Source organism: Pseudoalteromonas amylolytica (assembly GCF_001854605.1).
Classification (GTDB): Bacteria; Pseudomonadota; Gammaproteobacteria; order Enterobacterales; family Alteromonadaceae; genus Pseudoalteromonas; species Pseudoalteromonas amylolytica.
Genome location: NZ_MKJU01000027.1, coordinates 57,434 through 72,153, shown reverse-complemented (window position 1 = coordinate 72,153; position 14,720 = coordinate 57,434). Strand labels below are relative to the sequence as shown.

The window sequence follows — 14,720 nt, the reverse complement described above, 5'->3', positions numbered from 1 at the left end:
TATTAGAAACCCACCAATAGCACTTTGCCAAGCGCCATGCCTTCTCTTTGGCAACTAAAATCAATGCGGCTATCCGTCGGAGTTTGATACATCGACTCCAACTTTTTAAATGGCGTACCAATAAATTTAACCGTTTTCACCCGTAAACTCATACGAGAACGCTTATCCAAAAATGCAAAGGCTGTGGCATTGAGAGTCTCTTTACACGATTCCAAAATATCGCCAGAGAGAATATGCTGATGGATTGCTTGATGTATTTCTTGTGGTGCGATTTGCTGCTGGCTGCTGGCCAAAACACATGTTGCATACACATCTAGCAGAGCAACCGCTCGGACCTTTTGATTGTTTCTGTCTTCATAAATGGCCATAACACAGGGGACTTTGGTTTCGTCAAAATCCTGCGGCTTAATGGACTGGATCACCAACCCTTTATCGACTTGCTTATGGATAAGGCGTTCAAGCTGGCCTAGTTTTGGTAGTGCAAGCTGACCATTGACTTCCACCTGCTCTAAGATCACTTCACTTTCTTCTGTCCCTTGCACCAAGGGCAACAGATTATCGTGTAATTGTTGGTCGGAAAAAGGTTTTGATAACACAAAGCGCGCGCCCGCTTGCAACGCTTCGTTGATTTTATCCTTTTCATCAACTGTGGTGATCATCGCCACAGTCATATTAAGCTGACGCTTCTTTATCGCCTGCAGCAAAGTCAAACCCGACATATCGGGCATATGCCAGTCGGTTAACACAATATCGGGACGCCAGTTTCCTATCTCTCGCAACGCTAATTTAACGCTACTTGCTTTTCGGATCAAAAGCTTACGGTAGCCAAACTTTTCTAGTGCACGCCTTACAATTTCTAATGTTGCGGGGCTGTCATCGACAATCAGTATCTTCACATTTGACCACTTTAGATAAAAACTTGTTTTTTATTATAGGCATATTTTTTATGCATCACTAAACTCAAAGAGAGTTTCTAATCGGGTTAAGCTAGTTAAACAATGCACAATTTATATTTCCCCACTGAGGTCTATCAATATATCGCACTCAATTTCGGCCTGCTAATTCTTGCGGCTTGGTTCTATATTCTTTTGCTGATCCTGCGTGAGTTCAGGCATTTTGCAACCACTATGGTAAAACACAAACCCAGTATGCAAGACGAGGATATTTTGAGAGTCTGTCGGGAATCGGTAGACAATGCTTTGAGCTATGTTAACGATAATAGCGAAACTATTTCACAGCTGGCGCAAATACAACAAACGTTGGAACAGCAACTGGCAGAAATACGCTCCTCAACCAAAGATCGTATGTCAAAGCAAGAAGCGGAGTCTATCAAAGCATTAAATCAAAAGTTGGTGCAATCTCACGCTCTGATCCGCAAGCTCAAAGGGGATCTTGATCAAAGCACAGAGAAGCTAAAAAGAACCAGACAAAAGCTGTATAACCAATATGATGAAATAGAAACGCTACAAAAAGAGCATCAACAACTTCAAGAGAAATATCAAGCCATTCAGGAGCAAGCTCAGGCGTCGCCACAAAGTGCGCAGGGTTTTGAGCAAGAAAAGGCACAAATGAGTGAAATCATAAATAACTACAAACGCCAGATAGCTGAGCAGAATCAAGCTTTAGAACAGTTATCGTTACAAGCTGACACCAGCAGTGACTCTGATTTAGACCAAATAAAGGCAGAGCTGGAACAAACAAAAGCCGCGCTTAAGCACCTCAAAAAAGAGAAAAACTTCATTGAAAGCAAGTATTTAGAAATAACCAAAGCAAAAGACCAGTAAGTTTCAGCGCTTAATATCTAACAATTCAGTATTCATTCAGATTTTTTAAAACAAAAAATTAACCTTGGTGACATTTTGTCAAAAAGCATGTATTTTACCGATGCAGTCTTTTGATAGCTTAGCGCTGTAATTTGAAATGAATTTAGATTAGTGAACTATCAAAGTTACGACCGTCACGAAGCAGGAAAGGGATTAAATAATGACGTATATATCTGACACCAGTGCCCAAGATACTCAGGTACAAGCACAAGGCTCAAAAACAAAGCTCGTAATACCATTTGTTGCAATTATCGCATTTATTGTTTTTATATATTTCATCGTTACCCCTGCAATAGCCAACTGGAGTAGCGGTCAATCAGCCGTTGAACTGGGCAAAATTCGCATTGCACAAGTTGAACAAGGAATGTTTGTCAGAGATTTCTCGGTACAAGGGCGCGTCATTGCTGCTAAACGTCCCGTATTGTATAGCCCTGCGCAGGGTACTGTAACCTATTTAGTGGAAGCGGGCGATAGTGTATCAACCGGTCAAACGTTAGCAATTATTGATAGCCCTGAGCTAAAAAGCCTTTATGATCAAGAAATTGCTAACCTAACAAAACTAAAAACACATTTAGAACGTGAAAAGATCCAGGTTAAAAAGTCTAATCTTGCCCATGACAACCTAATTGGCAAAGCTGAGGTATCACTCAACGCAGCACGCAGAGAGATGCGACGCTCAGAAGAAGCGATGAAAAATAGTGTGATAAGCGACATCGACTATCAGAAGGCCAAAGACGATTTACAAAACGCCGAGCGAGAATACCAACACGTACTCAAAGAAGTCGCCTTGCTCAAAGAGAGTCAAAAGTTTGAAATACAAACCAGAGAGCTGGAATTAGAGTCACAGCAGGTCAAAGTGACTGAGCTCAAGCGTCAAGTCGATGGTCTGAAGATTAACTCACCCGTTACAGGCTTGGTTGGCAACTTAAATGCACAACAAAAGAATTCAGTTGCTAAAAATCAGCCGCTGCTAAGCGTGGTTGACCTTACTCAATATGAATTAGAAGTGAGCGTACCTGAAAGTTATGCCGATGACCTTGCACTGGGTATGGAAGCTGAAATAACGTTGAACCAAACCCTTTACGAGGGAGAGTTAGTCGCCATATCACCGGAGATAACCAAAGGCACTGTAAATGGCAAAATTCGTTTCAAAGACGACTCCTTAACAGGCCTTAGACAAAACCAGCGACTCACCACCCGAATTATATTAGAACAGAAGAACAACATTGCATTCTTACCTAGAGGTCAGTTCATAAACACCTACAATGGGCAATTTGCTTACGTTGTTAAAGATAATGAAGCAGTTAAAACTCCAATAAAATTAGGCTCGCGAAGTCTTGCACAGGTCGAGATACTATCAGGCTTGAAGCAAGGCGATCAGGTTGTTATCTCAGATAATGAAATCTTCAAAGATGCGCCCAGCGTGCGTATCTTACAATAGAAAGGAACTATGTATGTTAAAGATGCAAAACCTCGCGAAAGTTTTTTATGCTGATCGTATTAAAACTCAGGCGTTGCACCCATTTGACTTAACGATAGAGCAAGGAGAGTTCGTAAGCGTTATAGGACCTTCAGGCTCTGGTAAAACGACTTTCTTGAATATCGCAGGGTTACTTGAAGAGCATAGCGAAGGCTTATATCTACTTGATGGCCAAGATGTCTCCAAGATGAAAGATAAGCAAAAATCAGCGTATCGAAATGAGAAAATAGGTTTCGTATTTCAAAGCTTTAACCTTATTCCTGAACTGAATTTGTATGACAATGTTGATATGCCATTGCGCTATAGAAAATTCACAGCCGCAGAACGCGACGAACGTATAATGCAAGCACTTGAGCAAGTCGGTTTAGCTGGAAGAAAAAATCACTATCCCACCCAGCTTTCAGGCGGACAACAGCAGCGCGTCGCGATTGCAAGGGCCATTGCGGGCTCACCCGCGGTGATCTTGGCGGATGAACCAACAGGTAACTTAGACTCCAAAATGGCTGATGGCATCATGGCGTTACTTAAGGATATTAATGCCCAAGGCACTAGCATAATCATGGTGACGCATGACAACGAACAAGCGGTTCAAGCCAATCGCATCATCCAAATCAAAGATGGTTATTTAGATGAGTACCATCAATTAAAAAAAGCTGTAGCCATCGCCTGAAATAAACCATAGTACACGCCGCTATGAACAAATATCTGCATCCTATGTCCTTAGAGACCTACTGGCACATTTTACTGTACCAGTAGGCATGTTAAACTGAGCCACATAACAAACCAATGGGGAGTATGTGGTGTTAAAAATCTCCAATAATGTTGAGATTTCAGCTTGGGAAATAGAGCTCAGTGCCATCCGTGCACAGGGCGCTGGTGGGCAAAATGTTAATAAAGTCTCTAGTGCAATTCATCTCAAGTTTGATATCAACCGTTCGGCTCTACCAGAGTTTTACAAACAGCGTTTATTGGCCTTAAACGATAGCCGCATCACCAAAGATGGCGTCATCATTATTAAGGCACAGACCCACCGTACGCAAGAAATGAACAAAGAAGAGGCCCTTGAGCGGTTAAAAACTCTGATACTTAATGCCACCAAAATCGAAAAAGCGCGCAGAGCAACCAAGCCCACACGAAGTTCACAACGCAAGCGCGTAGAGAGCAAAGTTAAGCGTGGTCAGACAAAAAATTTAAGAGGTAAAGTTAAGTTTTAGCTTTGACGGGTAAATGCACCACAAATTGTGCACCACCCCATTGGGAAGTCTCTATCTCACAGTATCCGCCATGCCAGTTGACTATCTTGTTCACAATCGCTAATCCCAAGCCAAACCCACCCGAAGTTTTGTTGCGACTTTTTTCCAATCTAACAAAGGGTTCAAACACTTTTTCACGCACTGCAGACTCGATACCCATGCCGTCATCTCCCACCAATAATTGTACTTGCCCTTGCTCGTAGTTCATCGCTAGATAGATATGCTCTTTGCCGTATTTATCAGCATTTTGTAACAAGTTTTGCATCACTCTAGCGATATAGTTACGCTCAGCAACGATAGTTAGCTGTTCAAGCTGACATTCAAACTGAATCTGTTTGTGGGTTATTCTTTTGAGCTTTTCCAATTGCTCATGCAACAACTCAACAAAATCGAAGGCGTTAAACTGAAGCTCATTTTGTGCCATTTCGAGGCGTGCATAACTGAGCATTTCATCAATCAAGATTTCCATCTCTTGAACGTCTTCTGACATTAGTGAGACTTGCTCTGGGGCATCTTTATGCATAAGCGCCAATGCAAACTTCAAACGCGCCAAGGGTGTTCTGAGTTCATGAGATACCGCATTGACCAAGTGCTTTTGATTGCTCATCAAGTTGGCCACTTTTTTAGCCATGGTGTGAAATTGGCTGGTCAAGTTGGCTATCGCTGAAAAGCGAGAAGGCGCAATAGAAATATCAAGCTGACCTTTTGCCAGCTGGCTGGTAACGTACTTAAGCTGCATTAAATCGCGCCAAAGTGGCCGCAGCCAAAACATCAATAGCACAGCCAACAATAAAAATGAGCATAGCTTTATCAAATACTTTGGCAACACCGCCTGCTCAACTGGCATGAACGGTCCAAGTTGAACCAGTGTTTGCTTATCTTTCATCAAAAACGTTAGCACCGCATGATTTTGCTCCGTATAAGTGGTCACAACCTCCCCCTGCAATAGCTGACTTCGTTGTTCAGGCAGCCAAGCGACTTCATCCACGTGCAAAGTATTAAGCGATGAATTGGAAGAAGGTGCATCGGTCACACTAGCTTGTAAAGACTTGGCCACTTGCTTGGCATGGCGAAGCTCATCTGGTGCTTGATATACCCAGTGTTGCCAAATAAGTTCACTGCCTTGATTAATGGCAATAATACTAATAAATACCACTAGATACAGGCTGACCAGCAAACGGATCATTCAGCTTTTAGCCCCATGCCGACTTAGAACACAAATAACCTTTACCCCACACAGTGATCAGTCGCTCCGGTTGCTCAAGGTTATCATTGAGCTTTTTACGCAAGCGCGATATACGCACATCTACACTTCGGTCTAACCCATCATATTCTCTACCAACCACGTGCTTATAAATATACTCACGGCTTTGTGTTTCACCCGCATGGCTGGCAAGCGCCCACAATAAATCAAATTCATAGCTGGTTAGTTCAATCTCTTGCTTACAAAGCAACACCTTTCGATTTGCTTTATCAATGCTAAGTTGACCAAGGGTAAGCTGTTCACCAAAACGCATAGTTGAACTATTGCGTCGTAACAACGCATTTAAACGAGCCAACAGTACATGTGGTTCAACAGGTTTGATAACATAATCATCCGCACCTATTTCTAAGCCGCGTACCTGATCAAAATCACTGTCTTTGGCAGTCAGAAATAGTATCGGCCCCTGATATTGTGGCCTGACTTGGCGACATACGCTAAAACCATCCTGATTGGGTAACATAATATCCAGCACCACCACATCGGGTTGTGCTGCCAGAATGGCTTCAACTGCCTCAGCTCCATCGTGTACCTGATTGACCTCAAAGCCATTACTTTGTAAAAACTGCGCTGTCAACTCGGCCAGCCGAATATCATCTTCAACAAGCATTACATGCGCCATTAGAATATACTCCAGTCTGTTTTTAATCTTCTTCTGTATTGGCTGCTCATCGCAGCGTTAACTTTAATAACCTGTTGTGCTAGCACCACCTGCTCAGAGTCAATTAGGCGAAAAGTCATATTCTTTTGTAACGAGATATCGAGCTTTTCCGTTATGCTTTGCTTTGCATGCCAGCAGCGTATTTTCATTTCTTCCTGATATAAACAGGCATCAACGGGGTGAGTAGCTTGCCAATTTACTTTCACCTTCATCGTACAAAGCTCCCCCAGTTGTTTGACAATACAAGTAATTGGCTTGATCTCTAGCTTGGGAACCTTTGTCAAACTCCCTGCAGCCATTATATTTGTGCAGCCCAATACCAAAGATAAGGCAACTGCAAGCTGTACACTAGAATTCATACAGCCCCCCAATAAAAATACTGCTGGAACCACTGCTTGTGACTAGGGGACTATCGCTGATACCGTCAGCTAACCAAGTGTGCTTAATGTTAAACTTAAGCTGCCAGTGTTTGTTGATTCTATGGTTGTATGCTATGGATGCAAATGGAGAAAGACTACTGCGCCCTTGATAGTACAAACGCGGATCTGAACTGTCCGTTGTACGCAGTCCATAGTAGTAATCAACCAGCTGCTGGCTTTGCCACTGAGCACCAACTTTTAGCTGTAGCTTAGCATTTGCCTCAATCGGCAAGGGCAATTGTTGACTATAAGTGAGTGTTGCGTGCTGACCTTTGTAAACACCACCTAAGTCATAAAGCCAAGATGCGCTTAGTTTGCTGGTGTCATTGATATACCAATGTAAAAGCAGGCCACCATCGATGGTCCAATCTCGGGAAGTAATTTCATCAATACTGATTTTTGGCTTGTATGAAGGCGTTTTAGTGGGGTTATCCTCATCGGATGTTGGCGGCACCGCTTCTGGTAAATTATCGACTACCATGCCATTCACATCTAGGTATTTTTCGGGCGCCACAATACTACGAAGATGATGCCTTTCAAAAAAAGCTTGCTCAACGTTAGGTTCAACGATGAAGCTTAGGTCAAAGTCTCGTTGATGACTAAAGGTATACCCAACCGTGGTATTTTCCACAAAGAAATTATCACCGTAGTAACTAAAATAAGGCAAAATAAACAGCGGTATATTATCACCACCTTCCAAGGGGTTGGTCATCACCCCAGCCCCAACGGCAACAGCAAACTGCCATTGTCCAACTTCAATACAATCTTCACCTTGGGGCTGACATTGCTGAGCTTGCACACCCATCGCTGCCACCATACTCATGGCGACTAAAACCTGCTTCAAACTTACCTCCTCTGTTTAGCCGTTGTGGTCTTTCGCTAAAGGTCACCTAATTTAACCTCAGCTGCACATAAGCGAATTTTCCCGATAAAGCTAATTTACCATTGTATTTGCAATTTGCTATCTAGAGTAACACTTAATAACAATTCGCTGATTAAAGGTAACAGTTAATCTGGCGGAGTTTTGTACATTAGTACAGACTCATTTATAGAAGGAGATATAAAATGTTTAATCGAAGATTGCTCGCTGTGGGAGTGATTTTGTTGCTGAGCGCATGTTCAAGCGACAACGACGAAAGCTCAACGGATAACCCCACAACGTTACCCAAACTCAATACTATCAAAGTGTCAACTAGCCCGCTTGCCAGAGCGAGCACAGAACAGTTTTCTAACCATTTAAAAAATGGAATATTTATAGGCCGTTATAACGCAGTTGCCTACCCGGACAACTTAGAGACAGGCAGCCCAACTACGACCTCAGACTTCTCTGTTACCAACCAGCAAGAACAAGGCGTTGATGAAGCCGATAGGGTAAAATATGACGGTCAATATATGTATATTGCTGGTAATACAGATCTAAACTTGCAAACTCCTCAGCAGTATCGTCAATTCGTTCGCATTATGAAACGAGATGACGAGGGAGACCTTACACAAGTAAACGAAATCACCAGCACTGAAGTCGCTTACCAAAAGCAGCGCCTCTATTTAACAGACAATACACTGACCGTATTAAGCCATGATAATGCCTGGTTTGGCATTGCGGAACCTGCTATGACGCAGAGCACATTTCCTGCCCCAGCAGCAAACCAGTTTGAATTCAGTGTTGTAGATGTTACCACGCCAGAACAAGTAGCTGTAAAGGCCCATTACACTATTGAGGGGAGCTTAATTGACAGTAGAGTGATAAATGATCACTTGTACTTAGTAAGTAATTATTACCCTCAGTTTGACGGCTTTACGGGTAGTGGTTCCACAGAGCAAAGCAAGTTGAAAGATTATCAGGCAATACAAAAAGAGAACATCATTAATCTGCTGCCAAAAATTAAAAATGTCACAACCGATGAGTCAACCTCATTGTTTAGCAGTAACGATTGTTACATCAACAATGATGCGACTGAATTAGATGGCTTTAATGCCATTATGACCATTACAAAAGTGTCTCTGGCAGATCCAACTCAACGTAGCGCGATATGTGTTAACGCGCCAGTTGATGGCCTTTATGCATCACCAAAATCACTATATACCTTTGCAACTAACTACTCAGAAGGTGACTTAAGCTCAGTTATCCATAAGTTTGATTTAAGCAATAGTACTCTAAGCTATGCCGCTACAGGCGAGGTTTCTGGGCATTTTGGCTGGAGAAATAAAAGCTTACGTTTCAGTGAACTTGACCAGTACTTACGTGTGGTCACGTCTAAAGGTGATAACACCAACGGTTATGAGCATAAACTCAGAATTCTAGAACAGCAAGGCCAAGCCCTTGTTGTAACCAGTGAATTACCCAATGATAGTTCCCCAACACCACTGGGTAAGGTCAATGGAGACGGCATAGTCGATGAAGATGTCTATGCAGTACGTTTTACAGATAATCGTGCTTTTGTAGTGACCTTTAGACAAGTTGACCCTCTGTACGTCATAGACTTATCTAACTTGCAAATGCCCAAGATAGCAGGGGCATTGGAAATACCTGGTTATTCTGCTTACTTACATCCAGTAGATGAAAACTTGTTACTCGGTGTAGGTCAACATGTGGAGCAAATTGATGGCGACCTCCCAGTGATAGGGCAGGGTGCAAAAGTCAGCTTATTCGATATAAGCGACATTACCAATCCACAGCAACTCAGTGAGCATGTGTTCCAAGATGGATATACAGCGGCTGAAAATGATTACCACGCATTTAATGTGCTAACAATGAATGATGGTTCATTACGTTTTACTTTACCAATTGAGTCTTGGCATGACGGTAGCTCGTCAGAAACAACCTGGACCAGAGAAAATATGCTAGCTGCGTTTGAAGTGAACCCAAGCACGATGCAGTTAAACTACATGGGCGGTAGCCCCATTAGTTACACAGACACCAATGATGTGCCATATGTTTGGTCTGGGGACGATCGCGCGATCATCCACCTAGATGACCTGTATTACATTCATGGTAATTATATTTGGCAAAGTGACTGGCATACACCTGAAGTAAATAACGGCCCCCTTTAAAGGAAAGGTATCAGCGCATGACAGAAGTTACGCCGTTAGCTGATACCGACTCGACTGCACCTTTATAACAAGTGGATTCCCACCGAGTGGATTCCCACCGAGTGGATTCCCACCGAGTGGATTCTAAGTTGGCAGAGCCGTAAAAAGTTCAGCCAGCTTATTTCTAATCACTGGGTTATTTGTAGTTTGTTGAAGCTGTTTGAGTTTGCTTAAACTCGCGGCACTCAAAGATTGACCTGACTCCATTATCGTACGTGTAAACGCCGCCACATATTTAGGATGGGGAGCGTTAAGTAGCGCACTAACCACCTCTTCTTGATAATTCCCGTATTTACTCAGTACCTTGATACTATTGAGTTTTGCTCCATCATCATGGCCGTGAAGTAACGCAGGGAGTTGCGCTAGCAAGCCCTTGTCTTTGCTGTTACCCACCGCTAATACCGTAGTCGCCAAATTTTGCCGTGCGGATAGGTTTTCCGCTAGATAACTGGCCACATTGTGTGCTTGTTCTGGCGAGAAATGTGCCATAGTGCCAATACTTAATAGCGCTGTATTGGCAACCTGATGGCCTGGCTGCTGCACAATCGACTGTAGCGCGTGAAGTGATAGCTCACTCGATGCTCCAAAACGTCCCAATGCCATGGCCACTTTATGTTTGTCTAAGTCCGTTGTTTGTTCAAGCTGTAGTAAATCCACCAGCATGGCTTCAGCTTCAGTGGTTTGTAGCTTCTGTAGCGCATAAATAATCGCGGAGCTAAACTGTGGCTGCATATCCAACAAGGCTTGAATTTCATAGGCGCCGTAGTTTTCAATAAGATATGCTCCCACCACTTTAGCCAACTCGGGAGAAAGTGACTCTTTGAGCTGCTCAAGAGATTGATCCAAAGTTTCTTTACTGGTTATATGAATATCAGTCTCGGTGATGGTTTCAACTTGAAGATGTGCATTGGCTCTAGCGTTTGCAGCAAGTAAAGTTGTCTTGTGAGCTGGTACCTCACTCACTGCTACCGTTTGCTCAACAATGTAGCGCTGTTGCTGCTGCTCCCACACTCTCTGGTTGGTATAGTTTAAGTTTTTAACCATCCCCTGCTGTCCGGCCAACAGTTGCCACTGCTCTTGCTCTGTGAGAGGTTGACGCTGTGTGTCAAAATAAGATTGGGTGACAATCGAGCGTTTAACTTCATTGCCAGTTTGGTGGTAACTGTATTTCACTTGACGCAATGCATCGGAGTACGTCAACGGCTGATCGACATCATAGCTCAACAAATTAAATATTTGCCCTACGACCTGCAAGGTATGCTCATTCGGTAAGCCAAGTAAATCCAGCTGTACAAAACGATTTTTATTGCGATGTACACTAAATGGTAACAGTGCAACCAATGGCACAGGTTTGCCATCTTGTGTGTATCGAATATTGCTTAGCTGCCCCAGCCAAACATGCCCGTCGTCTTGTCGTTGCAAGAGCATATGCCAAGTGAGCGTTGAGTGAGATAACATCACTTGATTAGCACCAACAATAGAGGACTCTACCTGTACCATCAAACTCAATTCCTTTTGCTGCTGTGTGACAAGCTCTGATGGTAATGTTTGTGCGCGTTGTGCATGAGATTTTTTTGCATCAACATCACTGGCCTGTGAAAGCACTAGGTACACAATCATCAATACACTGACCAAAAACGCCGCAATAAGCACTTTAATTTTCATAATAACTCCAAAAATGGCGGCCTTAAGCCGCCTGTAAAAAATTAAAGTTGCTGCCAAGTTGGGCTAGCATATTCATAAAATGTTGTTTCACGTTCATAAAGTGGGTTCCACTTCATGATATCTACATGAAACTGCAACAAGCCCCACAGTTTCTTACAATAGCCTTGAATTTTGCCATCACCTCCCGATAGCTTTCCTGAGACTTTCAACTCTAAGAAACCTTCTTCACGCACTGCATCATCAACCATGACCCGTCGAATGCCAGCCTCTACATAGCCCTTTCCTTTCACTTTAAGTAGGCTTAGCTTCCCTTTCACACCCGCCTCTGCAATACCGTGACCAAATGAACCATATGCAGCACTCGATACAACGCCACCCACATACGGCTCTACCGATGCGTAAATATAATCCGGACGGCGTACACCACCGACTTCGAATGGTACATCATTGTCATAGCCACCAATCACGCCACCTATCGTAAAATCAGCGCCCGCCTCAATTCCGGCACCAAATTTAACCCCCAATTTAAGTAAACCAAGTGGGTCTAATGGCAGCTCTACTTTTGGCTTGAATGGCTCAGGGATCAGGTCAAAATAATATTCAACAGGATAACTTACTGACGCATCTAATAAGTCATCGCAGTTTGGCTCAAATACCGCCACCGAGTCATCGCCCACCGTCAGATTAAAGCTCATGCCCTGAGTACAATCTAACTTAGATGGATCAAAAGAGAACTCCACAAAACCCACTGCCATTTTGAAATTACGATTATGCAGTTTCAGCCAGTTACTACCTTGATAAAAACCGCTGGTGGCACCATTGGCAACGCTGTCAACGAACATCCAACCTTGCTGATCTCGATACTGATGGGTGCGACCAACCGCATTGTTTTTCGTAACCACTCGAGCCGTTTGTTCTACATAGCCGGGATCTTTATACAAAGAAGCGTGTGCCGGTAACATTGCTAATGTGCTCAGTAGCGCAGAGAAGCACACTGAAGTTAAAGTTTTCATTATTTTTCCTGTATTAAGTTTGTAAATAGAAGAGCCGCGCAGCCGAGCGCTAATATAGGGATTGAAATTTACACTTTAGTTACAAATAGACTTAATTTAGGTACTTATCGTTAAATACAGAATTTATAATGAGATTTAGAATATTGCTTCAATTGGAGGTGTTATTTACATTCAATGCATAATTGCATATAGCAGATGTTCAAGGTGTTTGTGATATAAGTTTACCCAGTACTTCATCAAGGTATATTTTGGTCTTTTTCTGCGCGGTTTCTGGCAACCACTTAAGGTGGGCATCATAATACTCTTTGCTTTGGTATACCTGCATGATATGCGCATTGAATCGTTGCAAAAATTCACGACTTTTTAGCGTGTTATTACACATCCAGTGGCCAATAACATATTTCGGTGCATCCGCTATATCATACACGCGATATTGAATAGGTAACTGTTGCTGGTGTCGATATATTTCTGCCGGAAATCCAAGTAGGAAATCAGCGCGCTTTTTTCGAAACATATGGTACATGGTATCGTAATAGTTGGTTCCATCACGAAACAGCTTGTTGTCATTACTTACTTTTTCAAGTTGGCGGTCTAAAAAGGGGCCATATGATACCGTAGGTGCAACAACCAGCAGAGAATTACGGTAGTGACTGAATAAATGCGGTAGAGACTTAACTTCACCATGTTCATTGAGCACACTCTGATCTAACGGCTCATCACTGACATGCTGATACAAACGGCGGCTAAGGTAAATATTCACAGGTAAGCTGAACAAAAACTCCTTTAATCGTTCTGGAGTTTTGATTCTGTTGGCAACGCACACTACATCTGTATCACTACTTTCCCGCATGGCTCTTAACGAGCGCTTATAACTGGCAGGGAATAATGATAGCTGTTCAAACTTTAATTCTCGGATCATGAGAAAGTTGGTGTTGTTACCAATATTAGAAGGTGGTACTTCACGTCGATAAACGCGCAGATCGACTTCATCATCCACATATAATTGCACAGCATATGCAATATCAAGATAGAGAAATAGCAAAAACAAAACCAAAAAAACATGCATAACATGATCGTACATTTTTAATCAGGAATATTTAGCATAGGCCATAGTGTGGATAGTGTGCCAGCAAGGAAAGTGAAGTTATTCAAGTATTCTGCGGTACAAGAAGCTCGACAAAGGGCTATTGTAAGTCACTCGAGTCATCAGATGTTAGTAAACGAATGATCTCTTCTAAATACACTCTTGTTTGCTTTTTATCTTGTTTAGGTAACCATTTTAAATGCGCATCATAAAAATCATTCTGCTTGTATATCTCCATCATTAACTTATTGAACATGGATAGAAACTCTTTACTTTGTTCATTGTTGTTACACATCCAGTAGCCAATGATGTACCTGGGGGCATCTGCCACGCTGTAGGCACGATAAGCCACTTTTTCATACTTCGAGTGACGATACACTTCGGCAGGGTAGCCTAGTAAGAAATCTGCCCTTTTAGACTTAAACATATTGTACATATCATCATAAGGGTTGCTACCAACACGATACACCTTATTGCTGGCGCTTACGTGTTCCAATTGCGCATCAAAAAATGGCCCATAAGACATGGTTGGTGTAAAAACGATGGTCGCATATTTATAGTGAGCAAATAACTTTATGAGTGAGATAACCTCCCCATTCTCATTGAGTACCTGAGGAGCTAGTGGTGGCTCAGAGGCGTGTTGGTATAGTCTGCGGCTTAAGTAAATACTGACAGGATAACTAAACAAAAACTCTTGTAGACGCGCTTTGGTTTTAACTCTATTTGGTACACATACAGCGTGCTCACTGGCACGCATCGCCTTGACAGCACGGCGGTAACTGGCAGGAACTAACGACACCTTTCCCAATGCAATGGCGTTCATGATCAAGATATTGGTACTGTTGGCTATATTGGTCGTTGGATTCAATCCTTGGTAAATTGTAAAGTCCTTCTCGTCATCCACATATAACTGAACGGCGCCAACCAAAGAACTGCTTAACAAGCTCATTAAGCACGATACAACTTTAAAC

14 protein-coding genes are annotated in these 14,720 nt (G+C 42.7%); 5 read left to right on the top strand and 9 right to left on the bottom strand.

Annotation, left to right across the window (positions count from 1 at the left end):
• Positions 1-2 precede the first annotated feature (2 nt).
• Positions 3-896 carry a response regulator gene (locus BET10_RS12410; RefSeq protein WP_070985909.1) on the bottom strand — a complete coding sequence of 298 codons (894 nt, stop codon included), beginning with the start codon at positions 894-896 and terminating at the stop codon, positions 3-5.
• A gap of 102 nt (positions 897-998) precedes the next feature.
• Between BET10_RS12410 and BET10_RS12405 the strand changes: the two genes are divergently transcribed.
• The 4 genes from BET10_RS12405 to arfB all read left to right on the top strand — a co-directional run bounded on the left by BET10_RS12405 (position 999) and on the right by arfB (position 4,517).
• Positions 999-1,784 (top strand): chromosome partitioning protein ParA, encoded by a 786-nt coding sequence (locus tag BET10_RS12405; RefSeq protein ID WP_070985908.1) that lies wholly within the window; start codon positions 999-1,001, stop codon positions 1,782-1,784.
• 199 nt (positions 1,785-1,983) lie between these two features.
• Positions 1,984-3,264 carry an efflux RND transporter periplasmic adaptor subunit gene (locus BET10_RS12400; RefSeq protein WP_070985907.1) on the top strand — a complete coding sequence of 427 codons (1,281 nt, stop codon included), beginning with the start codon at positions 1,984-1,986 and terminating at the stop codon, positions 3,262-3,264.
• Positions 3,265-3,277: 13 nt separating this feature from the next.
• Positions 3,278-3,973 carry an ABC transporter ATP-binding protein gene (locus BET10_RS12395; protein WP_070985906.1) on the top strand — a complete coding sequence of 232 codons (696 nt, stop codon included), beginning with the start codon at positions 3,278-3,280 and terminating at the stop codon, positions 3,971-3,973.
• A 130-nt stretch (positions 3,974-4,103) separates the two neighbouring features.
• Positions 4,104-4,517 (top strand): alternative ribosome rescue aminoacyl-tRNA hydrolase ArfB, encoded by a 414-nt coding sequence (gene arfB, locus BET10_RS12390; RefSeq protein WP_070986127.1) that lies wholly within the window; start codon positions 4,104-4,106, stop codon positions 4,515-4,517.
• Here the strand turns inward: arfB and BET10_RS12385 are convergent.
• From BET10_RS12385 to BET10_RS12370, 4 genes are read right to left on the bottom strand one after another with little or no spacing between them, the layout of a single operon-like run.
• Positions 4,507-5,742: an ATP-binding protein gene (locus BET10_RS12385; RefSeq protein ID WP_070985905.1), complete on the bottom strand. Its 1,236-nt coding sequence runs from the start codon at positions 5,740-5,742 to the stop codon at positions 4,507-4,509. The two genes, arfB and BET10_RS12385, sit on opposite strands and share 11 nt — an antisense overlap.
• Before the next feature lie 7 nt (positions 5,743-5,749).
• Complete coding sequence (locus tag BET10_RS12380; RefSeq protein WP_070985904.1) at positions 5,750-6,439, bottom strand: response regulator; 690 nt, start codon at positions 6,437-6,439, stop codon at positions 5,750-5,752.
• Positions 6,439-6,837: a DUF3019 domain-containing protein gene (locus tag BET10_RS12375; RefSeq protein ID WP_070985903.1), complete on the bottom strand. Its 399-nt coding sequence runs from the start codon at positions 6,835-6,837 to the stop codon at positions 6,439-6,441. Before BET10_RS12375 ends, BET10_RS12380 begins: the two co-directional genes overlap by 1 nt.
• Positions 6,827-7,741, bottom strand: coding sequence for a MipA/OmpV family protein (locus BET10_RS12370; protein WP_070985902.1), 915 nt, complete (start codon positions 7,739-7,741; stop codon positions 6,827-6,829). Before BET10_RS12370 ends, BET10_RS12375 begins: the two co-directional genes overlap by 11 nt.
• 221 nt (positions 7,742-7,962) lie before the next feature.
• On the opposite strand from BET10_RS12370, the gene BET10_RS12365 reads away from it, so the two are divergent.
• Complete coding sequence (locus BET10_RS12365; RefSeq protein WP_070985901.1) at positions 7,963-9,948, top strand: beta-propeller domain-containing protein; 1,986 nt, start codon at positions 7,963-7,965, stop codon at positions 9,946-9,948.
• A 123-nt stretch (positions 9,949-10,071) separates the two neighbouring features.
• Here BET10_RS12365 and BET10_RS12360 read toward each other — a convergent pair whose 3' ends face one another.
• From BET10_RS12360 to BET10_RS12345, 4 genes are all read right to left on the bottom strand, one after another.
• Positions 10,072-11,652: a hypothetical protein gene (locus BET10_RS12360; protein ID WP_070985900.1), complete on the bottom strand. Its 1,581-nt coding sequence runs from the start codon at positions 11,650-11,652 to the stop codon at positions 10,072-10,074.
• A gap of 41 nt (positions 11,653-11,693) precedes the next feature.
• On the bottom strand, positions 11,694-12,665 hold the full coding sequence (locus BET10_RS12355) for a hypothetical protein (RefSeq protein WP_070985899.1): 972 nt from the start codon (positions 12,663-12,665) through the stop codon (positions 11,694-11,696).
• Between the two features lie 199 nt (positions 12,666-12,864).
• Positions 12,865-13,731: a hypothetical protein gene (locus tag BET10_RS12350; RefSeq protein WP_083330530.1), complete on the bottom strand. Its 867-nt coding sequence runs from the start codon at positions 13,729-13,731 to the stop codon at positions 12,865-12,867.
• A 118-nt stretch (positions 13,732-13,849) separates the two neighbouring features.
• Complete coding sequence (locus tag BET10_RS12345) at positions 13,850-14,698, bottom strand: type 2 periplasmic-binding domain-containing protein (RefSeq protein ID WP_083330529.1); 849 nt, start codon at positions 14,696-14,698, stop codon at positions 13,850-13,852.
• Positions 14,699-14,720: the final 22 nt, after the last annotated feature.

Excerpts from the sequence above, each read along its gene's own strand:
- BET10_RS12405 (WP_070985908.1), top strand. The coding sequence starts at position 999 with ATGCACAATTTATATTTCCCCACTGAGGTCTATCAATATATCGCACTC.
- BET10_RS12400 (WP_070985907.1), top strand. The coding sequence starts at position 1,984 with ATGACGTATATATCTGACACCAGTGCCCAAGATACTCAGGTACAAGCA.
- BET10_RS12395 (WP_070985906.1), top strand. The coding sequence starts at position 3,278 with ATGTTAAAGATGCAAAACCTCGCGAAAGTTTTTTATGCTGATCGTATT.
- BET10_RS12385 (WP_070985905.1), bottom strand. The coding sequence starts at position 5,742 with ATGATCCGTTTGCTGGTCAGCCTGTATCTAGTGGTATTTATTAGTATT.
- BET10_RS12380 (WP_070985904.1), bottom strand. The coding sequence starts at position 6,439 with ATGGCGCATGTAATGCTTGTTGAAGATGATATTCGGCTGGCCGAGTTG.
- BET10_RS12375 (WP_070985903.1), bottom strand. The coding sequence starts at position 6,837 with ATGAATTCTAGTGTACAGCTTGCAGTTGCCTTATCTTTGGTATTGGGC.
- BET10_RS12365 (WP_070985901.1), top strand. The coding sequence starts at position 7,963 with ATGTTTAATCGAAGATTGCTCGCTGTGGGAGTGATTTTGTTGCTGAGC.
- BET10_RS12360 (WP_070985900.1), bottom strand. The coding sequence starts at position 11,652 with ATGAAAATTAAAGTGCTTATTGCGGCGTTTTTGGTCAGTGTATTGATG.
- BET10_RS12355 (WP_070985899.1), bottom strand. The coding sequence starts at position 12,665 with ATGAAAACTTTAACTTCAGTGTGCTTCTCTGCGCTACTGAGCACATTA.
- BET10_RS12350 (WP_083330530.1), bottom strand. The coding sequence starts at position 13,731 with ATGCATGTTTTTTTGGTTTTGTTTTTGCTATTTCTCTATCTTGATATT.
- BET10_RS12345 (WP_083330529.1), bottom strand. The coding sequence starts at position 14,698 with ATGAGCTTGTTAAGCAGTTCTTTGGTTGGCGCCGTTCAGTTATATGTG.